This window comes from Helicobacter valdiviensis (genome assembly GCF_003245365.1).
Lineage (GTDB): Bacteria > Campylobacterota > Campylobacteria > Campylobacterales > Helicobacteraceae > Helicobacter_D > Helicobacter_D valdiviensis.
In genome coordinates this window covers 1-24,052 of record NZ_NBIU01000030.1, presented here as the reverse complement: position 1 = coordinate 24,052, position 24,052 = coordinate 1, and the positions used below count along the sequence as shown (strand labels likewise).

Sequence of the window (24,052 nt, the reverse complement as noted above, 5' to 3'; positions counted from 1 at the left end):
TAGTATCATAAAAATATTTATTTCTACCATTGAGCCTCCTTAAAGCCTTTAAAAGACAATAAAAACTGCTTAAAACACATTAGAATTTTATCATTTAACTTTTAAGATTACTTTAAAAATAAAATATGATTTATTTTTTATATTTTTGTTTAATTTTATCTTGTTTGTTGTTGTCATTGCGAGCAAATATGCAATATTTGCGTGGCAATCTACAAGGAACAATCAAGAGACTTAAAAGTATTTCAATAGAGTTTTACCCTACAATGCAAACCCCCTTTAGACTGCCATGCAGTATTCCACTGCTCGCAGTGACATTTCCACCATATTATTACAAATTCATGCAACCCTGTTTATTATTGTAAGCTCCCTTTTTCTATCATTGTAACCATAGAAAAGCAATCTAAAAGCAATAAAATACAGTATTATAAAATCTATTTACCATATACCGTATTATCTATAATATTTTTTTAAAAAATCATCCAAAGGTGCTAACATTCTATAAAAAATTGGCACAAATACAAGACTTAAAAACATAGAAAACAATAACCCCCCAATCATAGCAATTCCCATAGGAGATTTTATCGCACTTCCCTCACCTTGTGCCAAGGCTAAAGGCAACATACCAAAAACCATCGCTATTGTTGTCATTAAAATCGGTCTTAATCTAAGCCTGCCCGCATTAAAAAGTGCCTCTTTGATTGTCTCCCCCTCTTCTCTTTTGAGATTTGCCACATCAATAAGCAAGGTTGCATTTTTACCAACAAGCCCCATAAGAAGCATTAATCCCATAATACTAAAAAGACTAAGTGCATTCCCACTCACAAATAAAGCCAAAAATGCACCCACAAAGCTAAGCGGCAAAGTAATCATAATAATCAAAGGTTGCAGCAGCGATTCATATAAAGTTGCTAAAATAAAATAAATCAACACAAAAGCACTTACCATAGCCACAATAAAAGCAGAATTTGTCTCTTGCATATATTTTGCATAACCCTCTATTTTGTAATTTACCATAGGCTCTAGCCAAATTTCCTTATTATCCTCTAAGAGGCTTGTTGCCTCCCCCAAACTCACTCCCTCATTCAAATTTGCATAAATATTCACACTTCTTTGCCTATCATAGCGTTTAATTGAGCTTAAAGCCCCCTCTTCTTCAAAGCTTACAAGTCCTTCTAAAAATACAACTTCTCCTAAAGAGTTTTTCAAAGTAAGATGTTTTAAATCCTCCTTAGCATCTTTTTTAGAACTTAGAAGAATAATGCTATATTCCCTGCCCCTTTCTCTAAAATAAGAAACCTCTCTAGCCCCACTAAAAGCATTACTAATTGCTAATGCAATTTGTGTAGCATTTAAATGATACTTACTTGCCAATGCTTTATCAATTTTTAGAGTGATTTGCGGGGTTTTGGGCTTAATATCTGTATGAATATCTCTATATTTTCCACTTTTTTCCATAAAATCTTGAATCTTTTGCACACTTTGTTCTAACGCTATATCTTGCAAAGAATATAAACTAAGCTGCAAAGGACTATCATCTTCTCCTAAGCTAATTTGAGGTATTTCAATTAGTGTGATTTCTAAGTTCAATTCTTTTGCATATTTTTTATAAGTTTCTCTTAAACTAGCCATTATTTCTTTTTGGCTCTTCTCCCTTTCATTATAAGGGGATAAACGCACATAAATTTTCCCCTCATAAACTTTTTGCTCACTTGTAAAACCTATATTTAAAAGGCTATATTCCACTTCTTGCACTTTTAAAAGTTCTTCTTGCACTTTTAATGTAATCTTACGCATTTCTTCTAGCGAAATTCCTGGTTTTGCAGTCAGCTTAATATCAAATTCTGCTTTATCTTCAGAAGGCAAAAATTCCACCCCAAGCCTAGTAATTAAAAACACAGAAGCCACAAAAAGCAAAAACACTCCAACAAGCAAAGCCTTAGAATAATTAAGAGCAAAATTTAAAACCTTAATATAAAATTCCTCTAATTTTATAAAATATTTTTCGCTCTTTAGATAAAAAGCACTTTTAGTATGCTTGATAACTCTAGCACTAAGACTTGGAATAAAGCTAATTACCACTAAATAAGAAACAATAATCGCCAAAGTCAAGCTTATTCCAAAAGAAACAAAAAACCTCCCTGTAATCCCACTCATATTCGCAATAGGCACAAACACCGATAAAAGCATACAAGAAATAGCAATAAGAGCAAAAGAAATCTCTTTTATACCCAAATACGCTGCTTCTCTCCTCTCCTTTCCCTCTTCCATTTTTTTATAAATATTCTCAATCACCACAATAGCATCATCAATAATAATCCCTATGGCTAAAGTTAATGCAATCATAGTTACAAGATTTAAACTCATTCCAAAAACTTCCATTAAAGCAAAAGTTCCCAAAATGGATGAAGGTATGCTAAGTGCTGCAATAAGCGTAATCCTTAAATCCCTCAAAAAAATAAAAACCACCAAAACTGCTAAAATTGCACCTAAAATCAAATCAAATTGCACCGCTTTTAAACTATCTTTGATATAAGTAGTGGTATCTCTAATTAGAGTAATTTGATAATCCTTACTCAAAGCTTCTAAGCTTGGCATAAGCTCCTTAATGGCTTTAGTAATTTCTATCTCATTTGCACCCGTGATTTTTTCAATCTCTAAAAGCACACCAAGAGAATTTGCCTCTTCTTTAGAATTTGCTTTAATTTTCAAGCTTGTAAAACTGCGTGGCTCCTTAAAAGATTCTTCAATTAAAGCAATATCTCCCAATCTTATGCGATCACCCACCAAAATTTCCTCTAATTCTTTAATAGAATTTGCATCCGCTTTGGTTAAGATTTTCCATTCTTTATCGCTAGAGATAATCTTACCTCCATCAATTTCTATATTTTGGGAATTAATTGCATTTGCTACATCACTAAAAGTAAGATTATATTTATTTAGAGTGCTAGGACTTGGCTTAATATGGATTTCGCGTTCTAAAAACCCCACTAGATTTACTCTACCTACACCTTTAATTCTTTGCAAAAGTGGCTTTATGTTTAAGTCTGTATGTGTATGCAATGCTAAAAGCTCTTTTTTGTCTTTAGGGAGATTTTTAGGGCTTATAAAAAGTGAAATTACTGGAGTTGTGCCTCCTATGTTTAATTTTTCCACAATGGGAGATTTCACCTCACTTCCAAAACTCACACTAGAAACTTTATCCCTAACATCATTAGCAGCTACTTCAATAGGCTTTTCTAGCTCAAATTCAGCCACCACAACGCTCACATTATCTGCACTAATAGAAGTGATTTTCTTTAAAGCATCAATGCCACTCACTGCTTCTTCAATTTTATCAGTTACCTTACTTTCTACAATCTGTGCATTAGCACCTGGATATGCGGTGGTAATCGTTACCATAGGCACATCAATATTAGGATACAACTCAACACTCAAACGATTTAGCGCTCCCATACCAAAAAATGCAAGTGCCAAAATAAACATCAAAACACCAATAGGACGCGCTAAGATTAATTTAAACATTATTTTTCCCTAATAAATCCATCTCCAAAAATTCCACTTGCAATCTCTTCTTCAAACCTTGCTTCTGCAATAGCTTTTTTCCCAATGATTGCAGGATAAATCTTGCTAATTACAAGAGGTTTCAATCCTTCTTTTCCCTCTATTTTATAATAAAATTTATCCCCTTTTTTAACTTGTGTAAAATACTTAGAATCAAATTCAATTAATGCCTTTTTCTCTAAACTTTCATAGCTAAAAAGCTTTGTGCTTATAGCTCCTACACCCTCTCCTATTTCTATATATTTATAAGTTACAATCCCCTCATAAGGAGCATAAAGGAAGGTTTTATCATAGAGCTCTTTTTGGAGTTTATAATTTGCTTCTGCTCTTTTTAATTCATAAAACAAGCTTTCTTTCTCTGCTTTTATTTTCTCATAAGTATTTAAATCAATTGCTTCTTTAGACTTTTCATAACGCAAAAATTGCTGGGTGCTAAATTCGTATTTTTTACTAAGTGCGTTAAAAGAAGCAAATGCACTTTTTAAATTTTGCAACAAATCCCCATTTTTTAAACTTAGAAGTTTATCTCCCTTTTTATGGATATTGCCAACATCACTAAAAATCTCTTCTACTACTCCACTACTTGCTAAGCTTAAAGTGGAGCTTTTTAAAGCCACTATATTAAAAGTAGCATAAATTTCCTTGCTTTCTTGTGCAAACAAGGGCAAAAACATTAAAAATACCAGCAAAAATCTCATCTTATCCCCTTTACAAAGCCCTCTAAATTCTCTCCACTATAATAAATAAACTCCGCTTTTTTAATCTCATAAGAAAATCTTGCCTCATCATAAAAACTACTTGCACCAAAATAAGTGCTAAGTGCATTTAAATATTGTGTGTAATCAATAAGTTGAGCATCAAATTTATCTTTTGCATACAAATAAGCAATTTTTGCAGATTCTAAAGATTGCTTTGCCCATTGTATTTTCTCTTTAGCACTTTTTAGGGCATATTCTGCTACTAATCTTTCCTTTTGTCCTTTATCTTTTTGGTAGCTGTATTGTGAATTTGCCGCTAAATGCTCCATTCTTTTGCTTTCTCTTTGCAAATGTGTGCCAAAGCTATCAAAAACAACTAAAGATACATTGATACCAAACATATTTTGATATTCTGGATCCTCTATTTTAAAACTAAAAGGCAACAAAGGTATCTGCCTTTGTTGATAATGATAGTTTGTGTAACGGTTATTTAGGGTAATTGTAGGCAAATAATTATATTGTGAAATTTCTTCTTGCTTGATTTTAACCTTTTGTAAATTTGCTTGTAAATCCAATCTTTCTTTTGCTTCTAAATTTTGATTCACTTCTTTTAATTTCTCTTCTTGTAACTTTGTAATGACAACACCGCTTAACAAACTTAAATTCTCTTTAGCTTGTATTAAAATTGTTTTTAACTCTTCTATTTCATAAGAATTTTTAGCAAACTCCGCCTTAATTGCCTCTAAAGTATCTTTAGGAGCTAAACCTGCTAGGTTTAAAGTATTAAATTTTTGGCTATTTTGAAAAAGTTCTTGTTCTTTTGCTTTGAGGGCTTCTAGCTTTTTTTCTAAAGTTAACACTCCATAAAAACCCCTAATAATCTCTAAATGGATTTGCTCTTGCGTGCTTAAAGCTTCTAGGTTACTCATTTTCTCTTTCAAATCCCCCATTTTAAGCTTTCCCTCACGCTTAAAACCATCAAACAAAAGCCATTTAGCATCCACATAAGCACCCTCTACCCCTTTTGGATAGAAAATATCTGGATTTTGCAACCTTTGAGCATTATAGCCCACTTCCACCTTAGGCAAATACAAAGAATAAAGTGCTTGCTTTTCTTTAAGTGCTGCCTTATTTTGAAAATTTTTAGCTTCAAGAAGTGGATTATTTTTAGAACTTTGCAAAAGATTTCTTAAACTTTGATCTTGCCCAAATAAACACAAACTAAAAGCTAAAAATACAAAAAACCCTCTCATAACTCTCCAAATTTTCTTTAATTCTCTCCTAAAAGTGCTTAAAAAAACTAATATTTTGATAAAATCGCGTTTATTTTTGGAGATTTTTTCATGCACGCTTCCCTTTATTTACACATTCCTTTTTGCGATAGCAAATGTGGCTATTGTGCTTTTAACTCTCTTGCAAATAAAAACCACCTAAAAACTGCTTATATGCAAGCTTTGCACTCCCAACTTCTTTTTAAACTCCAAAGCTTTGAAAATTTAAAAATTACTTCTCTTTATATAGGTGGAGGCACTCCAAGTGTCCTTAAAGCAGAGCTTTATGAGCCTATTTTTAATGCAATCACGCCCTATTTGCAAAGCCATGCAGAAGTTAGCATTGAAGCAAATCCCAATTCTTTAAATTATGAGTGGATTTGCACTTTAAAGGATTTTGGAGTAAATAGAGTTAGTCTTGGAGTGCAAAGTTTCTTTCCGCAAAAATTGCAATTTTTAGAAAGAAACCATCAAAATTCTTCTACTTTTGAAGCTATCAATTCTCTTAAGAGGGCTAATATCCAAAAAATAAGCATAGATTTAATCTATGGCACTCCTTTATGCAATGAAACTCTTTTGCAAAAAGAAGTACAAGAGGCTGTAAGTTTAGGCACTTCTCATATTTCTGCTTACCATCTTAGCATTGATGAGGGGAGTGCATTTTTTAAACAAAAGAAAAAAGAGTTAAGCGGAGAATTTGCAGGTTTTGCAAGTATGGGACATTTTGTAAAAACTCTCTTAGAAAAAGAAGGCTTTTTACAGTATGAAATAAGTAATTTTGCCAAAAACTCTCATTTTTCTTATCATAATCTCAGTTATTGGGAGCAAAAACCCTATATAGGTGTGGGTGCAGGAGCTGTAGGCTGTATCCACAATCAACGCTTTTACCCTCAAACCAAACTTGAAAATTACATACAAAATCCACTTAAAGAAGAAATTGAAAATTTAAGCGAAGAAGATTTAGAGCTAGAGGGCTTATTTTTAGGGCTTCGCACCTCTTTTGGCGTTTCTTTGGATAAAATCAAAAATACCAAAAAACTCCAAATCTTACTCAAAGAAAAAAAGGTAAAAGAAGAGGAAGGCAAAATCATTGCCAATGATTTATTTTTAGGAGATGAAATCGCACTTTTTTTAAGTGAGTAGGCATTTTATAAAGCTAATTGTTATCCTCTTCTTCTTTAAAAGCATTCTTGCCTCTTGCAATAAAAATAATCCTTGTTCCACTAAAATCCATTCTTTGGCGTAAAAAATTTACCAAATATCGCTTATAGCTAAAATGCAAACTATTAGGACGATTCATAATTAAAGCAATTTGCGGAGGTTTGCAATCAAATTGTGTAGCATAATAAATTTTAGTAATCTTGCCTCTATCGCTAGGAATAGGATGTTTTTGTGTAGCTTCTTTGATAAGATTATTTAAAACTGAAGTGCTAAGGCGTGAGCTAAAATTTTTATAAACTTTTAGTATTTCTTCTTCTAATTTTTGGATATGGCGTCCATTTTTAGCTGAAATTGTAAGAATTGGTGCGTATTCTAAAAATTTAAATCTAAGTTTAAAATCTTCCATGATAGCTTTAAAATCCTTATGAGCAATATCCCATTTATTTAATACCACAATAACACCTAGCTTATATTCATCAACTAAACCCGCAATTTTTTCATCTAATTCCACAAAAGGCTTAGAAGCATCTAATACTAAAATTGCAATATCTGTGCGTTCTAACACTCCCTTTGTCCTATGTAATGCAAATTTTTCTAATCCCTCAATCTTTCCTCTACGCCTAATTCCTGCAGTATCTACAAATTTCACTCTCACATTATTGATATATCCTATCTCATCTACAGGATCAATCGTTGTTCCCTCTATGCTTGATACTACTGAACGCTCTTCTTTTAAAAGCGCATTTAAAAGTGAGCTTTTACCCACATTTACCCTGCCAATAATCCCTATATTAATGATTTCTTCTTGTGTGTTATCTTCTTCTAACAACAAATCTTCCAAATCTTCCTCATCTTGATTTTGCAAAAGATTTTCTAAATTTTTATTATGGTTTTTAAACTCTTTTTCAATTGCATTTTCTAGCTTATTAATACCTCTATTGTGCGAAACAGAAATAAAAAAGACTCTCTTAGCTCCAAAACTAGAAAACTCCCATGCGTTTGCTTCTTCTTTTTCATTATCAATTTTATTAACCACTAAAAAAATATTAGGATTTTTCTTCTCTAGTGCATAAAAAATACTTTTATCTTCATTGCTTGGGGGTTGTTTGCCATCTACTAGATAAAGAATTAAATCTGCTCCCTCACCAGCTAAAAGAGAATGTTTGCTAACACTTTTAAAAAGATCATTTTGGTTATCTAATCCACCCGTATCTAAAAGCAAATAAGGGCGCTCTTTTAATAAAAAAATATTTTTTTTCACATCACGCGTTGTTCCTGCCACTTCTGAAGTAATAGCTATTCTTTCTTTGCAAAATCGGTTAAAAAGTGAGCTTTTACCCGCATTAGGTCTTCCAACAATTGCGATTGTTCCATAAAATTCTTCCATTATTCATTACCCTTATTAAAATTATTGCTTTTTAAAAAAATTAAGATATTATTCCATAAAATTGATTAAAGAAGGAAATATGTCACAAAATAATAAGGCAATTTTAGCTATGTTACTTGCTGCTTGTCTTTTTTGTATTATGGGAATGTTTGTAAAAGTATTAAGTCCCAATATGCCTGTAATTGAAGTGGCATTTGCTAGAAATCTTTTTGGATTTCTTTGGATTTTTATTGCCCTTTTATTAAATCCGCCAAAAAATAAGCAAGGTGGTAAACCCTTTGTGTTGTTTTTTAGAGGTTTTGCTGGAGGGAGTGCTATGATGGCATATTTTTATAATATGTCTGTAATGCCTCTTGGACTTGCCTTTAGCTTTTCTTATACTTCTCCTATCTTTTTGGCTCTTATTAGTGCTATTTTTATCCATGATAAAGTTTCACTAAAACTTTGGATTGCACTCTTTATAGGATTTTTTGGGATTTTACTCATTAGCAATCCAGCAAGTGGTGATTTAAGTGTGGTAGGCTTTATCATTGGAATTTATAGCGGAGTGGGTGCAGCTTTAGCCTATTTATCCATTGCAAAACTCGCACATTTTTATGACCAACGCATTATCATTGGCTCTTTAATGTTTAGCGGAACTCTATTGCCCTTGCTTACACTTTTAGTTCCCTATGAAAGTTATCCCATTGCACTTTTTGAACCCTTTATTATGCCAAATCTTAAAGAATGGATTTTACTTTTGGGATTAGGAGTGGTTTCTACCTATGCACAAATTTATCTTACAAAAGCCTATGGCATGGGAAATCCTCCACTAATTGGAGCCATCTCTTATGTAAGTATTTTTTTAGCAACTCTAGCAGGAATTATTTTAGGCGATGCACTTCCAAGCTTTTTTGTAATTTTAGGAATGTTGCTTATCGCTTTAAGTGGGATTTTAGCAGTTCTTTCAAAAAAGCTAAGTAAATAAATTTAACATCACCTCTTTTTCTAGTGCATAAAGCTCATAGCGAATATTTTTAAATTTTTGACTTTGCAAACAAGAATCTAGCTTCAAAATTTCCTCTAAAACGCGTGAAGATTCTTCAGCCCGTTTAAAATTAGCAATGCAAATATCTTTCAAGCTTGTGCGTATTTGTTCTTCTTTGCTTGAGGGCTTTAGCACATCTTTTAGAGAATCTCTAAAAGGCAAAAACTCTTCTTCATTAGGTAAAATACATTGATGGCGTAGATTTTTTAGCAATTGTGAAAATTCTTTGTGGTTAAAATAATAACGCAAGATGTCTTCTACCACCCTAATCCCCTCTCTTAGGCGATTAAGGTTGGCATCAATAATACGAGAACTTTGCTCTTTATCCTTATTCATCAGATGAGCCAAAGATACCTAGTAGCTGTAAAAGTGAAATAAAAAGATTTAAAAAATCTAAATACAAGCTAACAGCCGCCATTATCGGACTATCATATAATCCTCTTATGATATTTTGTGTATCATAAGCAATAAATAAACTAAACAAAATTGCTCCCACTCCTGCAATAATAACTTGCAATAAAGGGCTTCCTAAAAAGAAATTCACAACAGAAGCAATTACTACAATAATTAATGCAATAAATAGCATTTTTCCCATACTTGCTAAATCTTTTTTAGTTCTTAGTGCAAAAATACTCATTGCACCAAAAATAATTGTAGTAAGTAAGAAAGCTTGTGCAACAATAGCACCACCCCCTGGCATTCCTAAAACTCTACTTAAGATTGGAGTTAGGGTTAAACCAGTCATAAATGTAAATGCAAAAAGCATTACCAAATTAATTCCAGGTTTTGCTTTTACAAAAAACAATCCAACAAGAAGTGCAATTTCTAAAATAACAAATCCAAGATAATATTGAGCCACCATTACTCCTGCACCTGTGCTAAGCCCTACATAAGCACCCACAGTTGCCGCTAAAAGTGAAGCCGCAAAAAGCTGATAAGTTTGCTTTACAAAACTAATAAGTGCCGCATCATTTTGTGCAAAAGAATTTTGCTCCTCTGTGTAACCACTAACTGACCTTCTGTTATACAATGACATTCAAAAATCCTTGTAAAAAATTTTGAATTTTTATTATAACTAAAAATTGTTAAGAGTTTGTTAATAAAAAGTTTTTGTAAAAAAGCTTTTATATCAAGCTTTTAAAAATATATTTTTTGTTACAATACCAACTTTCAAATTGTAAATGTAAAATTTTAGAGTAGAGAGAATGCAAAAAATAAAAGTCTTTATTAATGGTTTTGGCAGAATTGGACGCACAATCGCTAGAGTAGCCCTTAGCAAAATGCAAGAAGAAATCACCCTAGTAGGTGTTAATGATTTAGCAAATAGTGATGTTTTAAACTATCTTTTAACCCACGATTCTATCCACCAATGCCAAAAACTAATCTCTAAAAAACTAGAAGAAAACTTATTTTTACTCAATGATACTCCCGTGCGTTTTTCACAAGAAAAACATCCTGATTTTATTGACATTTTAAATGCAGATATTGTAATTGAAGCAAGCGGTTTATTTTTGCAAAAAGAAGAAGTGCAAAGCCATTTAAAAAAGGGTGCAAAACGCGTAATTTTTTCTGCTCCCGCTAAAGATAATACACCCACTTTCGTGTTAGGCGTAAATCATCTAAATTACAAAGGGGAGCAAATTCTCTCTAATGCAAGTTGCACCACAAATGCTCTTGCACCTACTATTATGTTACTAGATGAAGCTTTTGGGGTAGAAAAAGGGATTTTAACCACTATCCACAGCTATACAAATGATCAAAATTTAATTGATAGTGCTCATAAAAAAGACGATTTTAGAAGATCAAGAGCAGCTGCACTCAATATGATACCCACCACAACTGGTGCCGCAAAAGCACTTCATTTAGTTTTACCTAACATGAAGAACAAACTACACGGACATAGCGTCAGAGTGCCTATTGCAGATGTTTCTATGGTGGATTTAAATGTAAATTTAAGCAAAAGCACCACACAAGAAGCCATAAATTCCCTTTTTAAAGAAGCTTCACAAAATCGTCTCAAAGGGATTTTAGGTATTGATGAAAATTATGGGGTTTCTCAAGATTTTTTAAACTGTCCTTTAAGTGGCGTAGTCGCAAATGATCTTACTTTTGTAATAGGTGGTAATATGGCAAAGATAATGGTATGGTATGATAATGAATGGGGTTATTCTCATCGCATTTTAGAAATGACAAAATATATAATGGAATAAAAATGCAATCAATTTTAAAAATCTTTTTAATCTTTAGTATCTGTTTTGGCTTCCTTAATGCTAAAACCACAGCAACGCCACATAAACCTAAAAATACCCCAAATACCAATACAAAACAAAATACCCCTTTTGATATTTACCATTTAAAAGGAGATGAGGAAGGCCCCACTTTACTTGTGATTGGCGGAATCCATGGCGATGAACCTGGTGGCTATTTCACCCCCTCTCTCTTACTTAGTTCTTATAAAATCAACAAGGGAAATCTTTATGTTATTCCCAATTTAAATCCTGATAGCATCTTAGCCTTTAGGCGTGGAATTTACAACGATATGAATAGGAAGTTTGCCACAATTAAACCAAATGATCCTGATTTTAACAATGTTGCTAAAATTAAAGAATTAATTACAAGTAACGAGGTAGATTTTATCATCAATTTACACGATGGACATGGGTTTTATAGAGAAAAATGGGAAAATGCAATCTTTAATCCCAAAGCTTGGGGACAAACTTATGTAATTGATCAAAAAACACTCGATAATGTGCCTTTTGGTAATTTAGATGAAATTACTAAAAAAATTGAAACAAAGCTAAATAGACAACTACATTATGATTTTCACACTTTTGGTGTCAGAAATACGCAAACACGCTTTAAAGACGAGGAACAACAAAATTCTTTAACCTTTTTTGCCATTACACACTTAAAACCCTCTATTGCTATTGAAACAAGCAAAAACATAAAAGAACTTGATTTAAAAGTATATTATCAATTAAGCTCTATTGAAGCTCTTATGGAGATTTTAGGTATTACATTTTCACGCAATTTTGACTTTACATTAGAGAGAGTAAAAGAAAAATTGGCTAATTTAGGAACTTTAAAAATCAATGAAAAAATTACATTAAACTTAAGCAATTTAAGAACCCAAATTAATTTTACTCCTTTAAAAAAGGATAAAAATTCTTTTATATTTTCTCACCCTCTTGGAAGAGTAAAACAAACCCAACAAGGCTATGAAATCTATATAGGACACAAAAGAATAAGTATCTTAAAACCTGATTACTTTGACACAAATTGCAATTTAGAGAGCTTAGAAATACAAGCCGACCATCAAGAAAACAAAAACATTAAACTAGGTGATTCTGCAAGCTTCAAAGAAGGCTTTCTCATCCATTCTAAAGATGGTATAAGAATTAATGTAATAGGCTATTCTAAAAAAGGAATACTTAGTGAAGATAACATCTATATTGACAAAATTGATAAAAATTTCAGCCTAGATAAGCTAGGAAAAAGCTTTAGAGTAGAAGCTTATAAAGATAATAATTTTTGCGGTATGGTAGTAATGGAGCAAAACAATGAATAAAAATAAAGCTGTCGTTCTTTTAAATATGGGAGGTCCAAACTCCTTGCATGAAGTTAAAGTTTTCTTGCAAAATATGTTTAACGATCCTTATATTCTTAGTATAAAATCTGATTTTATGCGTAAAATGGTAGCAAATTTTATCGTCAATAAACGCTTAGAAGAATCACAAAATAACTACAAACAAATTGGCGGAAAATCCCCTCTTGTTGCACATACTTTTTCTCTTTGCGAAAAATTAAATGCACAAAATGATGAATACTATTTTACCTATGCTATGCGTTATACTCCACCCTTTGCCAAAATGGTAGCTTTTGATCTTATGCAAAAAGGATTTGAAGAGATTATTCTTTTTAGTATGTATCCACATTTTAGCTACACGACTTTTCAATCCTCTTATGAAGATTTTTTAAAAGCTTTACAAGATTTAAAATACCAACCCAAAATCAAAGTGGTTAAAAACTACTATTTTAAAGAACTTTACAATCAAGTCATACTAAAAAAAATTAAAGAAAGTTTAGGAAATGAAAATGCAGAAGAGTTTCATCTCATATTTTCTGCACATTCTTTGCCTCAAAGAAATATAGACAGAGGCGATCCCTACCAAAAAGAAATTTTAGAAAATGTGGAAATCTTAAAACAACTTCTTATAAAAGAAGGCTTAAAATTCTCAAGTATCAAAGTAGCTTACCAATCCAAAATTGGTCCCATTAAATGGTTAGAGCCTAATTTGCAAAATCTATTAAAATCTTATAAAGATAAAAATCTCATTATCTATCCTATTGCATTTAGTATGGATAATTCTGAAACAGATTTTGAACTCTCATTACAATATAAGCAAGAAGCGCATCATTTGGGTATTAAAGACTTTAGAGTTTGCCAATGCCTAAATGATGATGATGATTTTGCAAAATTCATCTTAGAACAAATAAAGGAAGCAAAATGAAAAAATTTCATCTCTTGATTTTAACAGTTTTAATAAGTTTTTTTGTTGGTTGCAACAAAGAAGAAGAGTTAGTTTCTAGTGGCACTCAAAATTCTACTAGCCATATTCAAGCTATGCAAAATATTGATAAAAACTCCTATGCAGAAGTTGCAGATGTTTTTTTAGATACACAAGAAATCACTACAAATGACAAGCCCTATTTTTTGGTATTTGCTGCAAATGGTTGCATTTTTTGTGATAAGTTAAAAACACTCATTAAAGAAGAGGCAGAAATTAAAAACTATATCCAAACAAACTATACTCCCTATTATATCAATCTAAGCTATTCTAAAGAGCATAAAATTGACTTTATGCCAGAAAAATCTCTAAGCACAGCAGAACTAGGTGCATATTTTAACATCAAACCTACTCCCACAATGGTATTTTTAAGCCCTAAAGGAAAGATTTTATATGTCTATCCAGGTTTTATGCCTAAAGAGAAATTTTTAGCTACTTTAAAATTTCTTAACGATAAAACATTAGAAAATTTAAACGAAAAAGAAATTGCGACAAAAATACAAACAGCACTTGCCTCTTAAATCCCATTCATTAAAACTATAAGTAATAAACAAAATAATTTTGGTTTATTACTTGGTTTATCAATGGTTAGCTAAGCGACAATAGAATATAGGTTTTATTTTTGTTCTTTTGCAAAGAAAGGAAGTCATGAAAAGTGTTAGAAGATTTTTAGATTTTATTATCAAAGGTTTTTGTAATTTTTGGGTTACTTTTGTTTTACTCTTTTTTTATGGGAGTGCCTGTGCGATAGCAACTTTTATAGAAAATGATTATGGAACCCCATCTGCCAAAGCTCTTATTTATAATACACAATGGTTTGATTTACTGCATTTACTGATTGTGTTTAATCTCATAGGAGTTTTACTGCTCTCGCGTGCTTGGCAAAGGAAAAAATATGCAAGCCTTTTGTTCCACTCCTCTTTAATAGTAATTTTTATAGGAGCAGCCATTACACGCTATTATGGATTTGAAGGTGTTATGCATATAAGAGAAGGAGAGAAAAGCAATACCATTAGAACTCAAGAAGAGTTTTTAACCATTTTACTCAAAACAGATAAAGTTTATCGAGCTTATTTCCCAACAAATATTACTCCATTAGTTCAAGATCAATTTGATAAAAGCTTTCCTATCCCTTCAAGCAATGAGACAATTAGTATAAAATTTTTAGATTACACTCCAGCCGAAGACAAAATGTCTTTGGATCGCTTAAAGGTAGAGGTAGGTTATCAAGGAAATAAAGAGGTTATAGAAGTTGAAAAAAATACAATGGGGCAAGGTCCTCTTATTTTTATGATGGGCGATTTAAAACTTGGATTAGAATGGGGAAGCATTGATAAAGTTATTCCTTTTTATTTAGAACTTAAAGACTTTCAACTTGATCGTTATGCAGGCTCTATGAGTCCTTCCTCTTATGCTTCAGAAATTATCTTAGAAGATCCTATAAACAACATTAAACAACCTTATAGAATTTTTATGAATAATGTTTTAGATTATGGTGGCTTTAGATTTTTCCAATCTTCTTATGATCAAGATGAGCTAGGAACTGTTCTTTCTGTCAATAAAGATCCAGGAAAAATCCCCACTTATATTGGATATGCTATGCTAACTCTTGGGCTTTTATGGTCTTTTTTTGTAAAAAATGGACGCTTTTATAGGCTTGGAAGATATCTAAAAAATCAAAATTTAGCCCTTTTGGTTGCTCTTAGTTTAGCGATTTTTAATGCACCTCTTTATGCACAACCTAATGAAGCCAATACTACAAATCCACACCCACAAATAACCATTACAAAAGAAAGTATTCAAGATTTATTAAATCATCTCCAAAAAAATTCCAACCAACATGCATTAAGATTTGGCAAGATTTTAGTGCAAGACTTTGGGGGAAGAATTAAGCCACTTGATACTCTAGCTATGGAATACATTCATAAAATTACAAAAACAAATAACTTTCAAGATTTAAGTTATATGCAGGTTCTTTTGGGAATGATGGCTTATCCAGCAGAGTTTAAACGCATTAATATGATTTACACCAAAACTCCAAAATTAAGAGAATTAATAGGTGTTGATAAAAACCAAAAACGCATTGCTTTTGACGATTTTTTCACAAAAAAAGGCGAATATAAATTAACCAACTTTGTAGAAGAAGCCAACAGAAAAAAACCTGCTATGCGTAGCACATTTGATAAAGATGTTATTGAGGTAGATGAGAGAATTAATGCTGCTTTTTTAATTTATACTGCACAAGCTTTAAGAATTATTCCTGACTTTGAACAAAAAGATCACACTTGGTATGCTCCAACTGATGCAATGGGTAGCTTCAAGGATGAAAATGCCAAACAAATTAGAAAACTTTTTGGGGCATATTTTGAAAGCTTTCACAAAGGACTTGTAGAAAACAATTGGGAAAATTCTAATTTAGTTCTTACAACCCTTGAAACTATGCAAGAAAAATTTGGCAAAGATTTATTGCCTCCAAAAATCAAGCTAGATTTAGAAATTTTCTTAAACCATTACAATATTTTTGATAATCTAACATATTTTTATATTGTTATAGGATTGATTTTATTTTTCTCAGTAATTACGCAAATCTTCAGAAATGAAAGTGTTTTTACTCTTTTTAATAAAATCCTTTATGTCCTCATAGTAATCTCTGTCTTAATACACACAATAGGACTAGGCATAAGATGGTATGTAGGCGGACATGCTCCTTGGAGTAATGCTTATGAATCAATGATTTATATTGCTTGGGCTGCTGGTATTGCAGGAGTGCTTTTCTTTAGGCGTAGCTATTTAGCACTTTCTACTGCAAGCTTTTTAGCAGGTATTTCTCTTTTTGTGGCACATTTAGGTTTTATGGATCCACAAATTGGAAATCTTGTGCCTGTTTTAAAATCTTACTGGCTTAACATCCATGTTTCCATCATCACTGCAAGTTATGGGTTTTTAGGACTTTGCTTCTTATTAGGTGCAATCACTCTAGTGCTATTTATCTTCCGTAGCAAAAATTATCCTCAAATTGATTCAACCATCTTGACTTTACATGTTATCAATGAAATGGCAATGATTTTAGGTTTAGCAATGCTTACTGTTGGAAATTTTTTAGGAGGTGTGTGGGCTAATGAATCTTGGGGACGCTATTGGGGCTGGGATCCAAAAGAAACATGGGCTTTAATTTCTATTGTTGTATATATCATTGTTTTACACGCTAGATTTATACCTAAGGGTAATTCTCCTTATGTGTTTGCAACTTTAAGTGTAGTAGCATTTTATTCTATCTTAATGACTTATTTTGGAGTAAATTTCTACCTTTCTGGCTTGCATTCTTATGCAGCAGGCGATCCACTTCCTATTCCGCCTTTCCTTTATTATTTTGTTGCAACTACAATTTTATTGATTATCCTAGCCTCAAGAAAAAGCGATTTACAATCTCCAAAGCTCTCTTAATCTAAAGAACTTTCTTTAGATTAAGCCATATTTGTTGTTTTTTTGCTATAATAAGCTTTTTGTTTTGAAAATTTATAGAGTAAAAAGGCAAGTTTTTAATGTCTCGAATAATAGGTTACAAAATCCAAGATGAGATTTATGATACACAAACAGCACAAGAGCTTAATATAAGCGGAGAGGAAATTTATTTTGATAATTCTCCTTTATCTTTAGCAATTATGCGACATACTTGTGCCCATTTAATGGCAGAAGCTATCAAGGCACTTTATCCAGAAGCACAATTTTTTGTCGGACCTGTCGTAGAAGAAGGTTTTTATTATGATTTTAGAGTAGATCAAAAAATCAGCGAAGAAGATTTAGCAAAAATAGAAACCAAGATGAAAGAAATCGCTAAAAAGGGGCAATCTATTACAAAATATCACCTAAAAAGGGAAGAGGCAATCACAAAATTTGCCAATGATGACTTAAAACAAGCCGTAATTAGCAAAATACCGCAAGGAGATGGAACACTTAGTATTTATTCGCAAGGAGATTTTGAGGATTTATGCAAAGGTCCCCATCTACCCACCCTAAAACTTCTTCAAGCCTTTAAGCTTACTAAAATTGCAGGGGCATATTTAGGAGGGGATGAAAAAGCAGAAATGCTAACAAGAATCTATGGCATTGCCTTTGCAGATAAGGAAAGCTTAAATCAATACCTAAGACAAATGGAAGAAGCCAAAAAACGCGATCATAGAAAACTTGGCGTAGAAATGGAGCTTTTCACTTTTGATGAAGAAGTGGGTGCAGGACTTCCAATATGGCTTCCAAAAGGTGCAAGACTTAGAAGAAATATTGAAAAACTTCTTACACAAGCATTAATTGAGCGAGAATATGAGCCTGTAAGAGGACCAGAAATCCTAAAAAGTGCAGTTTGGAAGACAAGCGGACATTATGCAAACTATGGGGAAAATATGTATTTTACCACTATTGATGAAGTAGAATACGGCATTAAACCTATGAATTGCGTAGGGCATATTAAAGTTTATCAAAGTGCCTTAAGAAGCTATCGTGATTTACCACTGAGATTTTATGAATATGGTGTAGTGCATCGCCACGAAAAAAGTGGTGTTTTACATGGTTTGTTAAGGGTTAGAGAATTTACACAAGATGACGCCCATATCTTCTGTCGCCCCAATCAAATTGCAAGCGAGGTGCAAAATATCATTGATTTTACACAAAAAATCATGGCAGCATTTGATTTTAGCTACGAGATGGAAATCTCCACACGCCCAGAAAAGTCTATAGGTGGAGACAGCATTTGGGAAGAAGCTACACTTGCGTTAAAAAATGCGCTTGAAACTTGCAAGATTCCCTATAAAATCGATGAGGGTGGTGGTGCATTCTATGGTCCTAAGATTGATATTAAAATTACAGATGCGATTGGCAGAAAATGGCAATGCGGAACTATCCAAATTGATATGAACTTGCCAGAACGCTTCCAGTTAGAATATACAGATGAGCAAAACAGTGCACAGCAACCTGTGATGATACATAGAGCAATTTTAGGTAGTTTTGAGCGTTTTATTGCTATATTAACAGAGCATTTTGGAGGTGAGTTCCCTTTCTTTATTGCTCCCACACAGCTTATCATCATTCCTATCGGTGAAGAACAAAATGCTTATGCAGTCAATTTACGCAATGAGCTTTTAAAACTTGGCATCTATGCAGAAATTGAAAATAAAAATGAAACTCTTAATAAAAGAATTAGAAATGCTGAAAAGCAAAGAGTTCCTATGATAGCAGTAATTGGAGCTAAGGAGGTAGAAGAACAAAAAGTATCCATTAGAGACAGAAGAAACAAAGAGCAAAGTATTATGCAAAAAGAGGAGTTTATTAAACTATTAAAGGAGAAAATGAGTGAGGTTAGTTTTTGAGTAAGAATGAAGAAGTGATCCTAAATGAGGAGATTGATTTTCCAGAAGTTCGTTGTGTAGGTGATGATGGTGAGCAATATGGTGTAGTTAGCTCCGAAGAAGCCTTAAAGATTGCAGAACAAAAAGGACTAGACTTAGTTTTAATTGCTGCAAATGCAAAACCGCCTGTATGTAAAATTATGGATTATGGGAAGTTTCGCTACCAGCAAGAAAAAAAGCTAAAAGAAGCCAAGAAAAAACAAAAGCAAATTGAAATCAAAGAGATAAAACTCTCTGTAAAAATTGCTATTAATGACATTAACTATAAAGTCAAACATGCAAGAGAGTTTTTAGAAGAAAATAAACATGTAAGATTTAGAGTTTTCTTGCGTGGGCGTGAGGTAAGCGAGCCTCAAGCAGGTTTTGAAGTCCTAGAAAAAGTTGCAACCATGCTAGAAGATGTTGCAAATGTAGATAGAGATTTCAAAGTAGAAGGGCGTTATGTAAATATGCTCGTAACACCCAAAAAATAATTTTATCTTATGAAAGGAGTAAAGCGATGCCAAAAATGAAAACAAATCGTGGTGCAGCGAAGAGATTCAAGCTTAAAAAGAATCTTATTAAACGCGGTTCTGCTTATAAAAGTCATATTTTGACCAAAAAGCGACCAAGAAAAATCGCAAACTTAAACGCACCAAAATATGTTCATGATGCAAATCTTGAATCTGTTAAAAAAATGCTATGTATGGCATAAGGTTTTAAAGTTTCATACATTTTAGTATGTCATTCCCCTAATTTTTAGGGCAAGTTTGGTAAAAATACCACACCACAATATGGTAAAGGAATAAAAATGGCAAGAGTAAAAACAGGTGTTGTAAGAAGAAGAAGACACAAAAAAATCTTAAAGCTAGCAAGAGGTTTTTATAGTGCAAGACGCAAGCATTTTAGAAAAGCTAAGGAACAGCTAGAAAGAAGTTTATGTTATACGTTCCGCGACAGAAAACAAAAGAAAAGAGACTTTAGAAAATTATGGATTGTGAGAATTAATGCAGCATGCAGAATTAATGCAATCTCTTATTCAAGATTTATGTTTGGCTTAAAAAAGGCAGGCATTGCGCTAGATAGAAAAATACTAGCAGATATCGCTATGAATGAGCCAGCAAACTTTGCAAAAATTGTAGAGAGTGCAAAAAAAGCACTCTAAGAAGTTAGGGCCAAAAAGGCTCTAACCTTTAACTTCATATTAGCTTCACACAAAAATCATAAAATAAAAAATCTCGATTTTTAAAAATTTATTTATTTTGCTATAATATATAAATTTTGATTTTAAGGATTTTTATGAAAAAAACATTGCTACTGACTGCATTTATAAGTGGATTGCTCACAGCAGGAGAAATGAAAATAACACAAAGTTTTGAACTTTCAAAAGAAATACCCAATAACTCCTATAAAAGCGAAATTCAAATATTAGGCTCACAAAAATTAAGAGAAACTAAGAACCTTTCATTAGAAGATAAAAATTCTATTATTAAAACTTTTAATGCAATTAATCAAAAAGTTTTAGGCAATATTTGTGAGGGTGGAAGTTTTGAAATTACGCCATCTTATGAATACAAAAATAATAAAAGAGAACAAAATGGATTTGAAACTTATTATAATTTAGAATGCAATTTTACCCCCAAAGAAACTGATCTTTTTAATTCTTACTTAAAATTTATTGAAGCAGAAGTTTCCAAAAATAAATGGCTACTCTTTAGCATTCCAAAAGTGCAAAATATGGCAAGTGCGGAAAATATCAAACAAATTGATGAAAAATTACAAGAAGAACTTTTAGTAAAAATTATGCAAAAAGCACAAAATTATTCCAAGATCACACGCAAAAAATGCTCCATTGAAGAAGTTACTTTAGGCAAAAATGATTTAAGCTTCCCATCTCCCCTTGCAAAAAAAAGCGATACAATGCTCTCAAATGCTTCTAGCATTGCTTTAGAAAGCATTTCTATGCCAAATAACAAAAAAGAACTAAAAACACTAAATGCAAAAGCAAGCTTTATTTGCAAATAGCATTCCCTAAAATTTCACAAAATATAAGAGTGTATCACACTCTTATACCACAAAAACAAAAAGCCTAAAACATACCCATAATTTCAAGAGGTTGCCAAATCTAAAATATACCACTTCATCACTCCAAAAACACTAACCCATAGTATTCTAAAAATTTAAAATTCTAATGTTTAATATATATTATTTATAAACTTAATAAAAGGGATTATCACAATTTACTTAAATAAAAATTACAATAATAAGAAATTTTATAAGAACATTATTTGCTATTACAAAGTAGGTAGCTTTCTTTTTATCATATTAATGTTTTTTAGATTGCTTTGTCGTTTCACTTCTTGTATTAAAATTTGTTCATCATATTGAGCAAAGCGAAATATCTTTTTAATAACTAGAGATATTTTATTATTTAATCTTTTAATACAAAGTTTCTTTGTTAAAAGCTCTTAGAATAACAAGGAGAGAATTTTAAACTTTTAATGTTTTTATTAGATTGCCACGAGCCTAAAGGCTCTCGCAATGACAATGTATTAAATTCTATTAGCTAAGAATAGAATAAAAGTTTTAAAAGGTTTTTCAAAAGTAAGTCATCTAAGAAATTAAATAAATTTTAGTAGTTATGACTAGAATAAAAGACTTGAAAGCTTTTAAGAGATTTAGTTGTTTTAAAACAAAGTTATAAAGATAGGTTAATAAATTCTAGTAGTGGCGGATGAGCTTTGTGAGTTTTTAATAAATTTTTGGAACGAGGCTAAAAAAGAAAAAGATGTAATAAATTCTAGTAGTTACGGTATATAGCTTTAGCTTTTTATGAAATTTTGAGAGGTTAGAGAGTTTTTAATATAGTTATTTGAAAAATTAAATAAATTTTAGTAGTGGCAGTAAGGCTTTAGGAGTTTTTTAAAAATTTTTAGGGTGAGGCTAGATAAATAATCTGCGAACCCTATAAAATTTTTAAAATCTCTTAAATGCTTACTCCAATACGAATTTCCTCTATATTCTTTGTGCCATACAAGGATTATTTGTCTTAAAGTTTTCACTCACTACACAAGTTCTTTGGTTTAACACTCCTTTTTCTTCATCTAGTGTTTCTTTTTCTTCTTCTGCTGGTTTTATTAAGACTACTTGTTGTTTATCTAGCATAGAAGCATTGATGTCTTTTAGAGGAGAAGTTATAGTTTGATCACTTCCTCCTTCTTGTTGTATTGGAGTGCTTAAGCCTTTATAACCTTTTCCATTGACAAAGGATAGAGAGCCATCTCCTAATTTAAAGTTATGTTCTCCAATATCTGTTAGCATAGGATTATCTAAGAAAGCTTGGTAAGCTTTTAGATTTGCTCCATTGTTTTTAAACCAACTCTCTAAGTTTTTCATTTGTTCTTCTGTAGCAAGTCCTGAAGTATAAAGTTCATAATTGCTTTTCCATTCTTCAAAGAGTTTGATTTTAGTTTGTAGATTATTGTTTAAAAAGTCTAAAAAGTCATTTTTAGCTTGCGTTATTTTTCCTATATTATCATCAATACCTAAATTATACCACTCCTCAAATTTATCCCCCAATCCTTCTTCACTATAAAATGCTTCTAGAAAAGCAACAGCTTGCGGATAATATTTTCCTATAGTTTCTAAATATTTTTCATTTAAAACAATTCTTTTAGTTTCAGTATCATAGATAAAGAGTTGTTCTAAATCCACAACAATTTCCTCTCCTACAATTTGGTTATAAATATCTGTTACAATAGAGCTATCATAATCGCTTTTATCTAAGATAACTTCTGTTAAACCATTATTGTTGTCTTTTATCTCCACTATAGGTTCTTCATCATAAGCAATAAAGGTAATTCCTTTGTCCGCATAGCCTTGATCTGCTGTTGCTTCCCCCAAAGTATCTTTCTTGTAATAAACATTAATATTGTCCAAAATTAAATTATCTACATTATCATCATCTACTATTCCGAAGAATTTACCTTTTGTGCTTTTTGGATTATTTGAAGTATTTTCAATAATTGCACTAGGTGTCAAATAAACATCAATATCTATATATTGCGAATTTCTTGCTATATACCCAATAAAGCCCCCTACTCCATTAACACTGAATTTAGTGCTGTCTGTTGAAACTTTACTAAGATTGTATAATTTAATATTTTCAAAAGTTCCACCATAAGCAGCTCCTACAAATCCACCTATACCTTGAATACCATTACCTATAGAAGAAGCACTAACACCCCCTCCTTTATAATCTACATTAACATTCTTTAAAATACCACCTTCTGATACCATTCCAAATATTCCAACGCTGTGCGTTCCACCCTTATTAACTTCATGGTCAATATTAATATTGCTTAGTGTATATCCTTGCCCATCAAATACCTTATTAAAACCATCTGTTTTATCATTAAATATTCGATGAGAAATTATCATATTTGTATATTCATGAGATTCTATTGTTCCATTCCCATCTAAATCAATGCCAAAATTTGCATAGTTCTTTCCCTTATCTCCTCCAAAATCAATATCCCCCACTAATCTAAATTCATCTATATCCCTAATATCACCTCTTCCCCATTTATTTAACACTTCATCATCATAATTCCACCCATCTGCAAAATACCACCATTCTTTTGCGTTTTCTATTGCACTTCCCATATTCCCTATAGTGATTGCTTTTTTAAAGTCTTTTCCTTGTGTGGTAGTATTATTAGAATCTGTATAGCCTTGATTTGTGATTAGCTTATCATAGTTTCCAAATTGATAATTATCTTTAGCAAACTTATTCATTTGTCTTTGGATATATCCTTTGCTAAAAGCAGTAGCATAGATAGTATTTCCACTTAGATTTGTAGCATCTGCATCTATATAGATTTTATCTCCTACTAAATAGATAGATTGGTTTTTATCTTTATTTGTTCCTGTATTGATTAAATTTCCTTTTTGAATATCAACTTTATTTCCAATAAGAGTTAAACCATTTTTAGTAGTAAT

General features: G+C 31.8%; 19 protein-coding genes. 12 read left to right on the top strand and 7 right to left on the bottom strand.

Annotated features, from left to right (window positions below; genetic code table 11):
• Positions 1-450 precede the first annotated feature (450 nt).
• Genes B6S12_RS08710 through B6S12_RS08700 form a run of 3 tightly spaced genes read right to left on the bottom strand, consistent with a single transcriptional unit; the run spans position 451 to position 5,512 of the window.
• Complete coding sequence (locus tag B6S12_RS08710; protein ID WP_111230405.1) at positions 451-3,522, bottom strand: efflux RND transporter permease subunit; 3,072 nt, start codon at positions 3,520-3,522, stop codon at positions 451-453.
• Positions 3,522-4,259 (bottom strand): efflux RND transporter periplasmic adaptor subunit, encoded by a 738-nt coding sequence (locus tag B6S12_RS08705; RefSeq protein WP_111230404.1) that lies wholly within the window; start codon positions 4,257-4,259, stop codon positions 3,522-3,524. Before B6S12_RS08705 ends, B6S12_RS08710 begins: the two co-directional genes overlap by 1 nt.
• On the bottom strand, positions 4,256-5,512 hold the full coding sequence (locus B6S12_RS08700) for a TolC family protein (RefSeq protein ID WP_111230407.1): 1,257 nt from the start codon (positions 5,510-5,512) through the stop codon (positions 4,256-4,258). Before B6S12_RS08700 ends, B6S12_RS08705 begins: the two co-directional genes overlap by 4 nt.
• Before the next feature lie 90 nt (positions 5,513-5,602).
• Here B6S12_RS08700 and hemW point away from each other — a divergent pair, with 90 nt between their 5' ends.
• Entirely contained in the window at positions 5,603-6,673 is a 1,071-nt protein-coding gene (gene hemW, locus B6S12_RS08695; RefSeq protein WP_111230403.1) for a radical SAM family heme chaperone HemW, read from the top strand.
• A gap of 13 nt (positions 6,674-6,686) precedes the next feature.
• Here hemW and der read toward each other — a convergent pair whose 3' ends face one another.
• The gene (der, locus tag B6S12_RS08690; protein WP_111230402.1) at positions 6,687-8,078 is read right to left on the bottom strand and encodes a ribosome biogenesis GTPase Der; all 1,392 of its coding nucleotides are present in this window, start codon (positions 8,076-8,078) and stop codon (positions 6,687-6,689) included.
• A 79-nt stretch (positions 8,079-8,157) separates the two neighbouring features.
• Between der and B6S12_RS08685 the strand changes: the two genes are divergently transcribed.
• On the top strand, positions 8,158-9,045 hold the full coding sequence (locus B6S12_RS08685) for a DMT family transporter (RefSeq protein ID WP_245892636.1): 888 nt from the start codon (positions 8,158-8,160) through the stop codon (positions 9,043-9,045).
• Here B6S12_RS08685 and B6S12_RS08680 read toward each other — a convergent pair.
• Both B6S12_RS08680 and B6S12_RS08675 read right to left on the bottom strand, forming a co-directional pair.
• Positions 9,034-9,441 (bottom strand): thiamine-phosphate pyrophosphorylase, encoded by a 408-nt coding sequence (locus B6S12_RS08680; protein WP_111230401.1) that lies wholly within the window; start codon positions 9,439-9,441, stop codon positions 9,034-9,036. The two genes, B6S12_RS08685 and B6S12_RS08680, sit on opposite strands and share 12 nt — an antisense overlap.
• Positions 9,434-10,141: a Bax inhibitor-1/YccA family protein gene (locus tag B6S12_RS08675; RefSeq protein WP_111230400.1), complete on the bottom strand. Its 708-nt coding sequence runs from the start codon at positions 10,139-10,141 to the stop codon at positions 9,434-9,436. The genes B6S12_RS08680 and B6S12_RS08675 overlap by 8 nt, the downstream gene beginning before the upstream one ends.
• Positions 10,142-10,310: 169 nt before the next feature.
• On the opposite strand from B6S12_RS08675, the gene gap reads away from it, so the two are divergent.
• The 10 genes from gap to B6S12_RS08625 all read left to right on the top strand — a co-directional run bounded on the left by gap (position 10,311) and on the right by B6S12_RS08625 (position 21,076).
• A complete protein-coding gene (gene gap, locus B6S12_RS08670; RefSeq protein WP_111230399.1) occupies positions 10,311-11,315 on the top strand; it encodes a type I glyceraldehyde-3-phosphate dehydrogenase in 1,005 nt (334 codons plus the stop codon).
• Between the two features lie 2 nt (positions 11,316-11,317).
• On the top strand, positions 11,318-12,673 hold the full coding sequence (locus B6S12_RS08665; RefSeq protein WP_111230398.1) for a M99 family carboxypeptidase catalytic domain-containing protein: 1,356 nt from the start codon (positions 11,318-11,320) through the stop codon (positions 12,671-12,673).
• The gene (gene hemH / locus B6S12_RS08660; RefSeq protein ID WP_111230397.1) at positions 12,666-13,616 is read left to right on the top strand and encodes a ferrochelatase; all 951 of its coding nucleotides are present in this window, start codon (positions 12,666-12,668) and stop codon (positions 13,614-13,616) included. Before B6S12_RS08665 ends, hemH begins: the two co-directional genes overlap by 8 nt.
• Positions 13,613-14,194, top strand: a complete 582-nt coding sequence (locus B6S12_RS08655; RefSeq protein WP_111230396.1) for a SoxW family protein — start codon at positions 13,613-13,615, stop codon at positions 14,192-14,194. The genes hemH and B6S12_RS08655 overlap by 4 nt, the downstream gene beginning before the upstream one ends.
• Before the next feature lie 127 nt (positions 14,195-14,321).
• Positions 14,322-17,117, top strand: coding sequence for a cytochrome c biogenesis protein CcsA (locus B6S12_RS08650; RefSeq protein WP_111230395.1), 2,796 nt, complete (start codon positions 14,322-14,324; stop codon positions 17,115-17,117).
• Between the two features lie 98 nt (positions 17,118-17,215).
• Positions 17,216-19,033, top strand: coding sequence for a threonine--tRNA ligase (gene thrS, locus B6S12_RS08645; protein WP_111230394.1), 1,818 nt, complete (start codon positions 17,216-17,218; stop codon positions 19,031-19,033).
• Positions 19,030-19,545 carry a translation initiation factor IF-3 gene (infC, locus tag B6S12_RS08640; protein WP_111230393.1) on the top strand — a complete coding sequence of 172 codons (516 nt, stop codon included), beginning with the start codon at positions 19,030-19,032 and terminating at the stop codon, positions 19,543-19,545. Before thrS ends, infC begins: the two co-directional genes overlap by 4 nt.
• Positions 19,546-19,571: 26 nt before the next feature.
• On the top strand, positions 19,572-19,766 hold the full coding sequence (gene rpmI, locus B6S12_RS08635) for a 50S ribosomal protein L35 (protein ID WP_111230392.1): 195 nt from the start codon (positions 19,572-19,574) through the stop codon (positions 19,764-19,766).
• Positions 19,767-19,862: 96 nt separating this feature from the next.
• Positions 19,863-20,216, top strand: a complete 354-nt coding sequence (rplT, locus tag B6S12_RS08630) for a 50S ribosomal protein L20 (protein ID WP_111230391.1) — start codon at positions 19,863-19,865, stop codon at positions 20,214-20,216.
• A gap of 134 nt (positions 20,217-20,350) precedes the next feature.
• Complete coding sequence (locus B6S12_RS08625; RefSeq protein WP_111230390.1) at positions 20,351-21,076, top strand: hypothetical protein; 726 nt, start codon at positions 20,351-20,353, stop codon at positions 21,074-21,076.
• 990 nt (positions 21,077-22,066) lie between these two features.
• Here B6S12_RS08625 and B6S12_RS11140 read toward each other — a convergent pair.
• Positions 22,067-24,052: hypothetical protein (locus B6S12_RS11140; RefSeq protein WP_181451017.1), on the bottom strand; the 1,986-nt coding region annotated here is incomplete at its 5' end.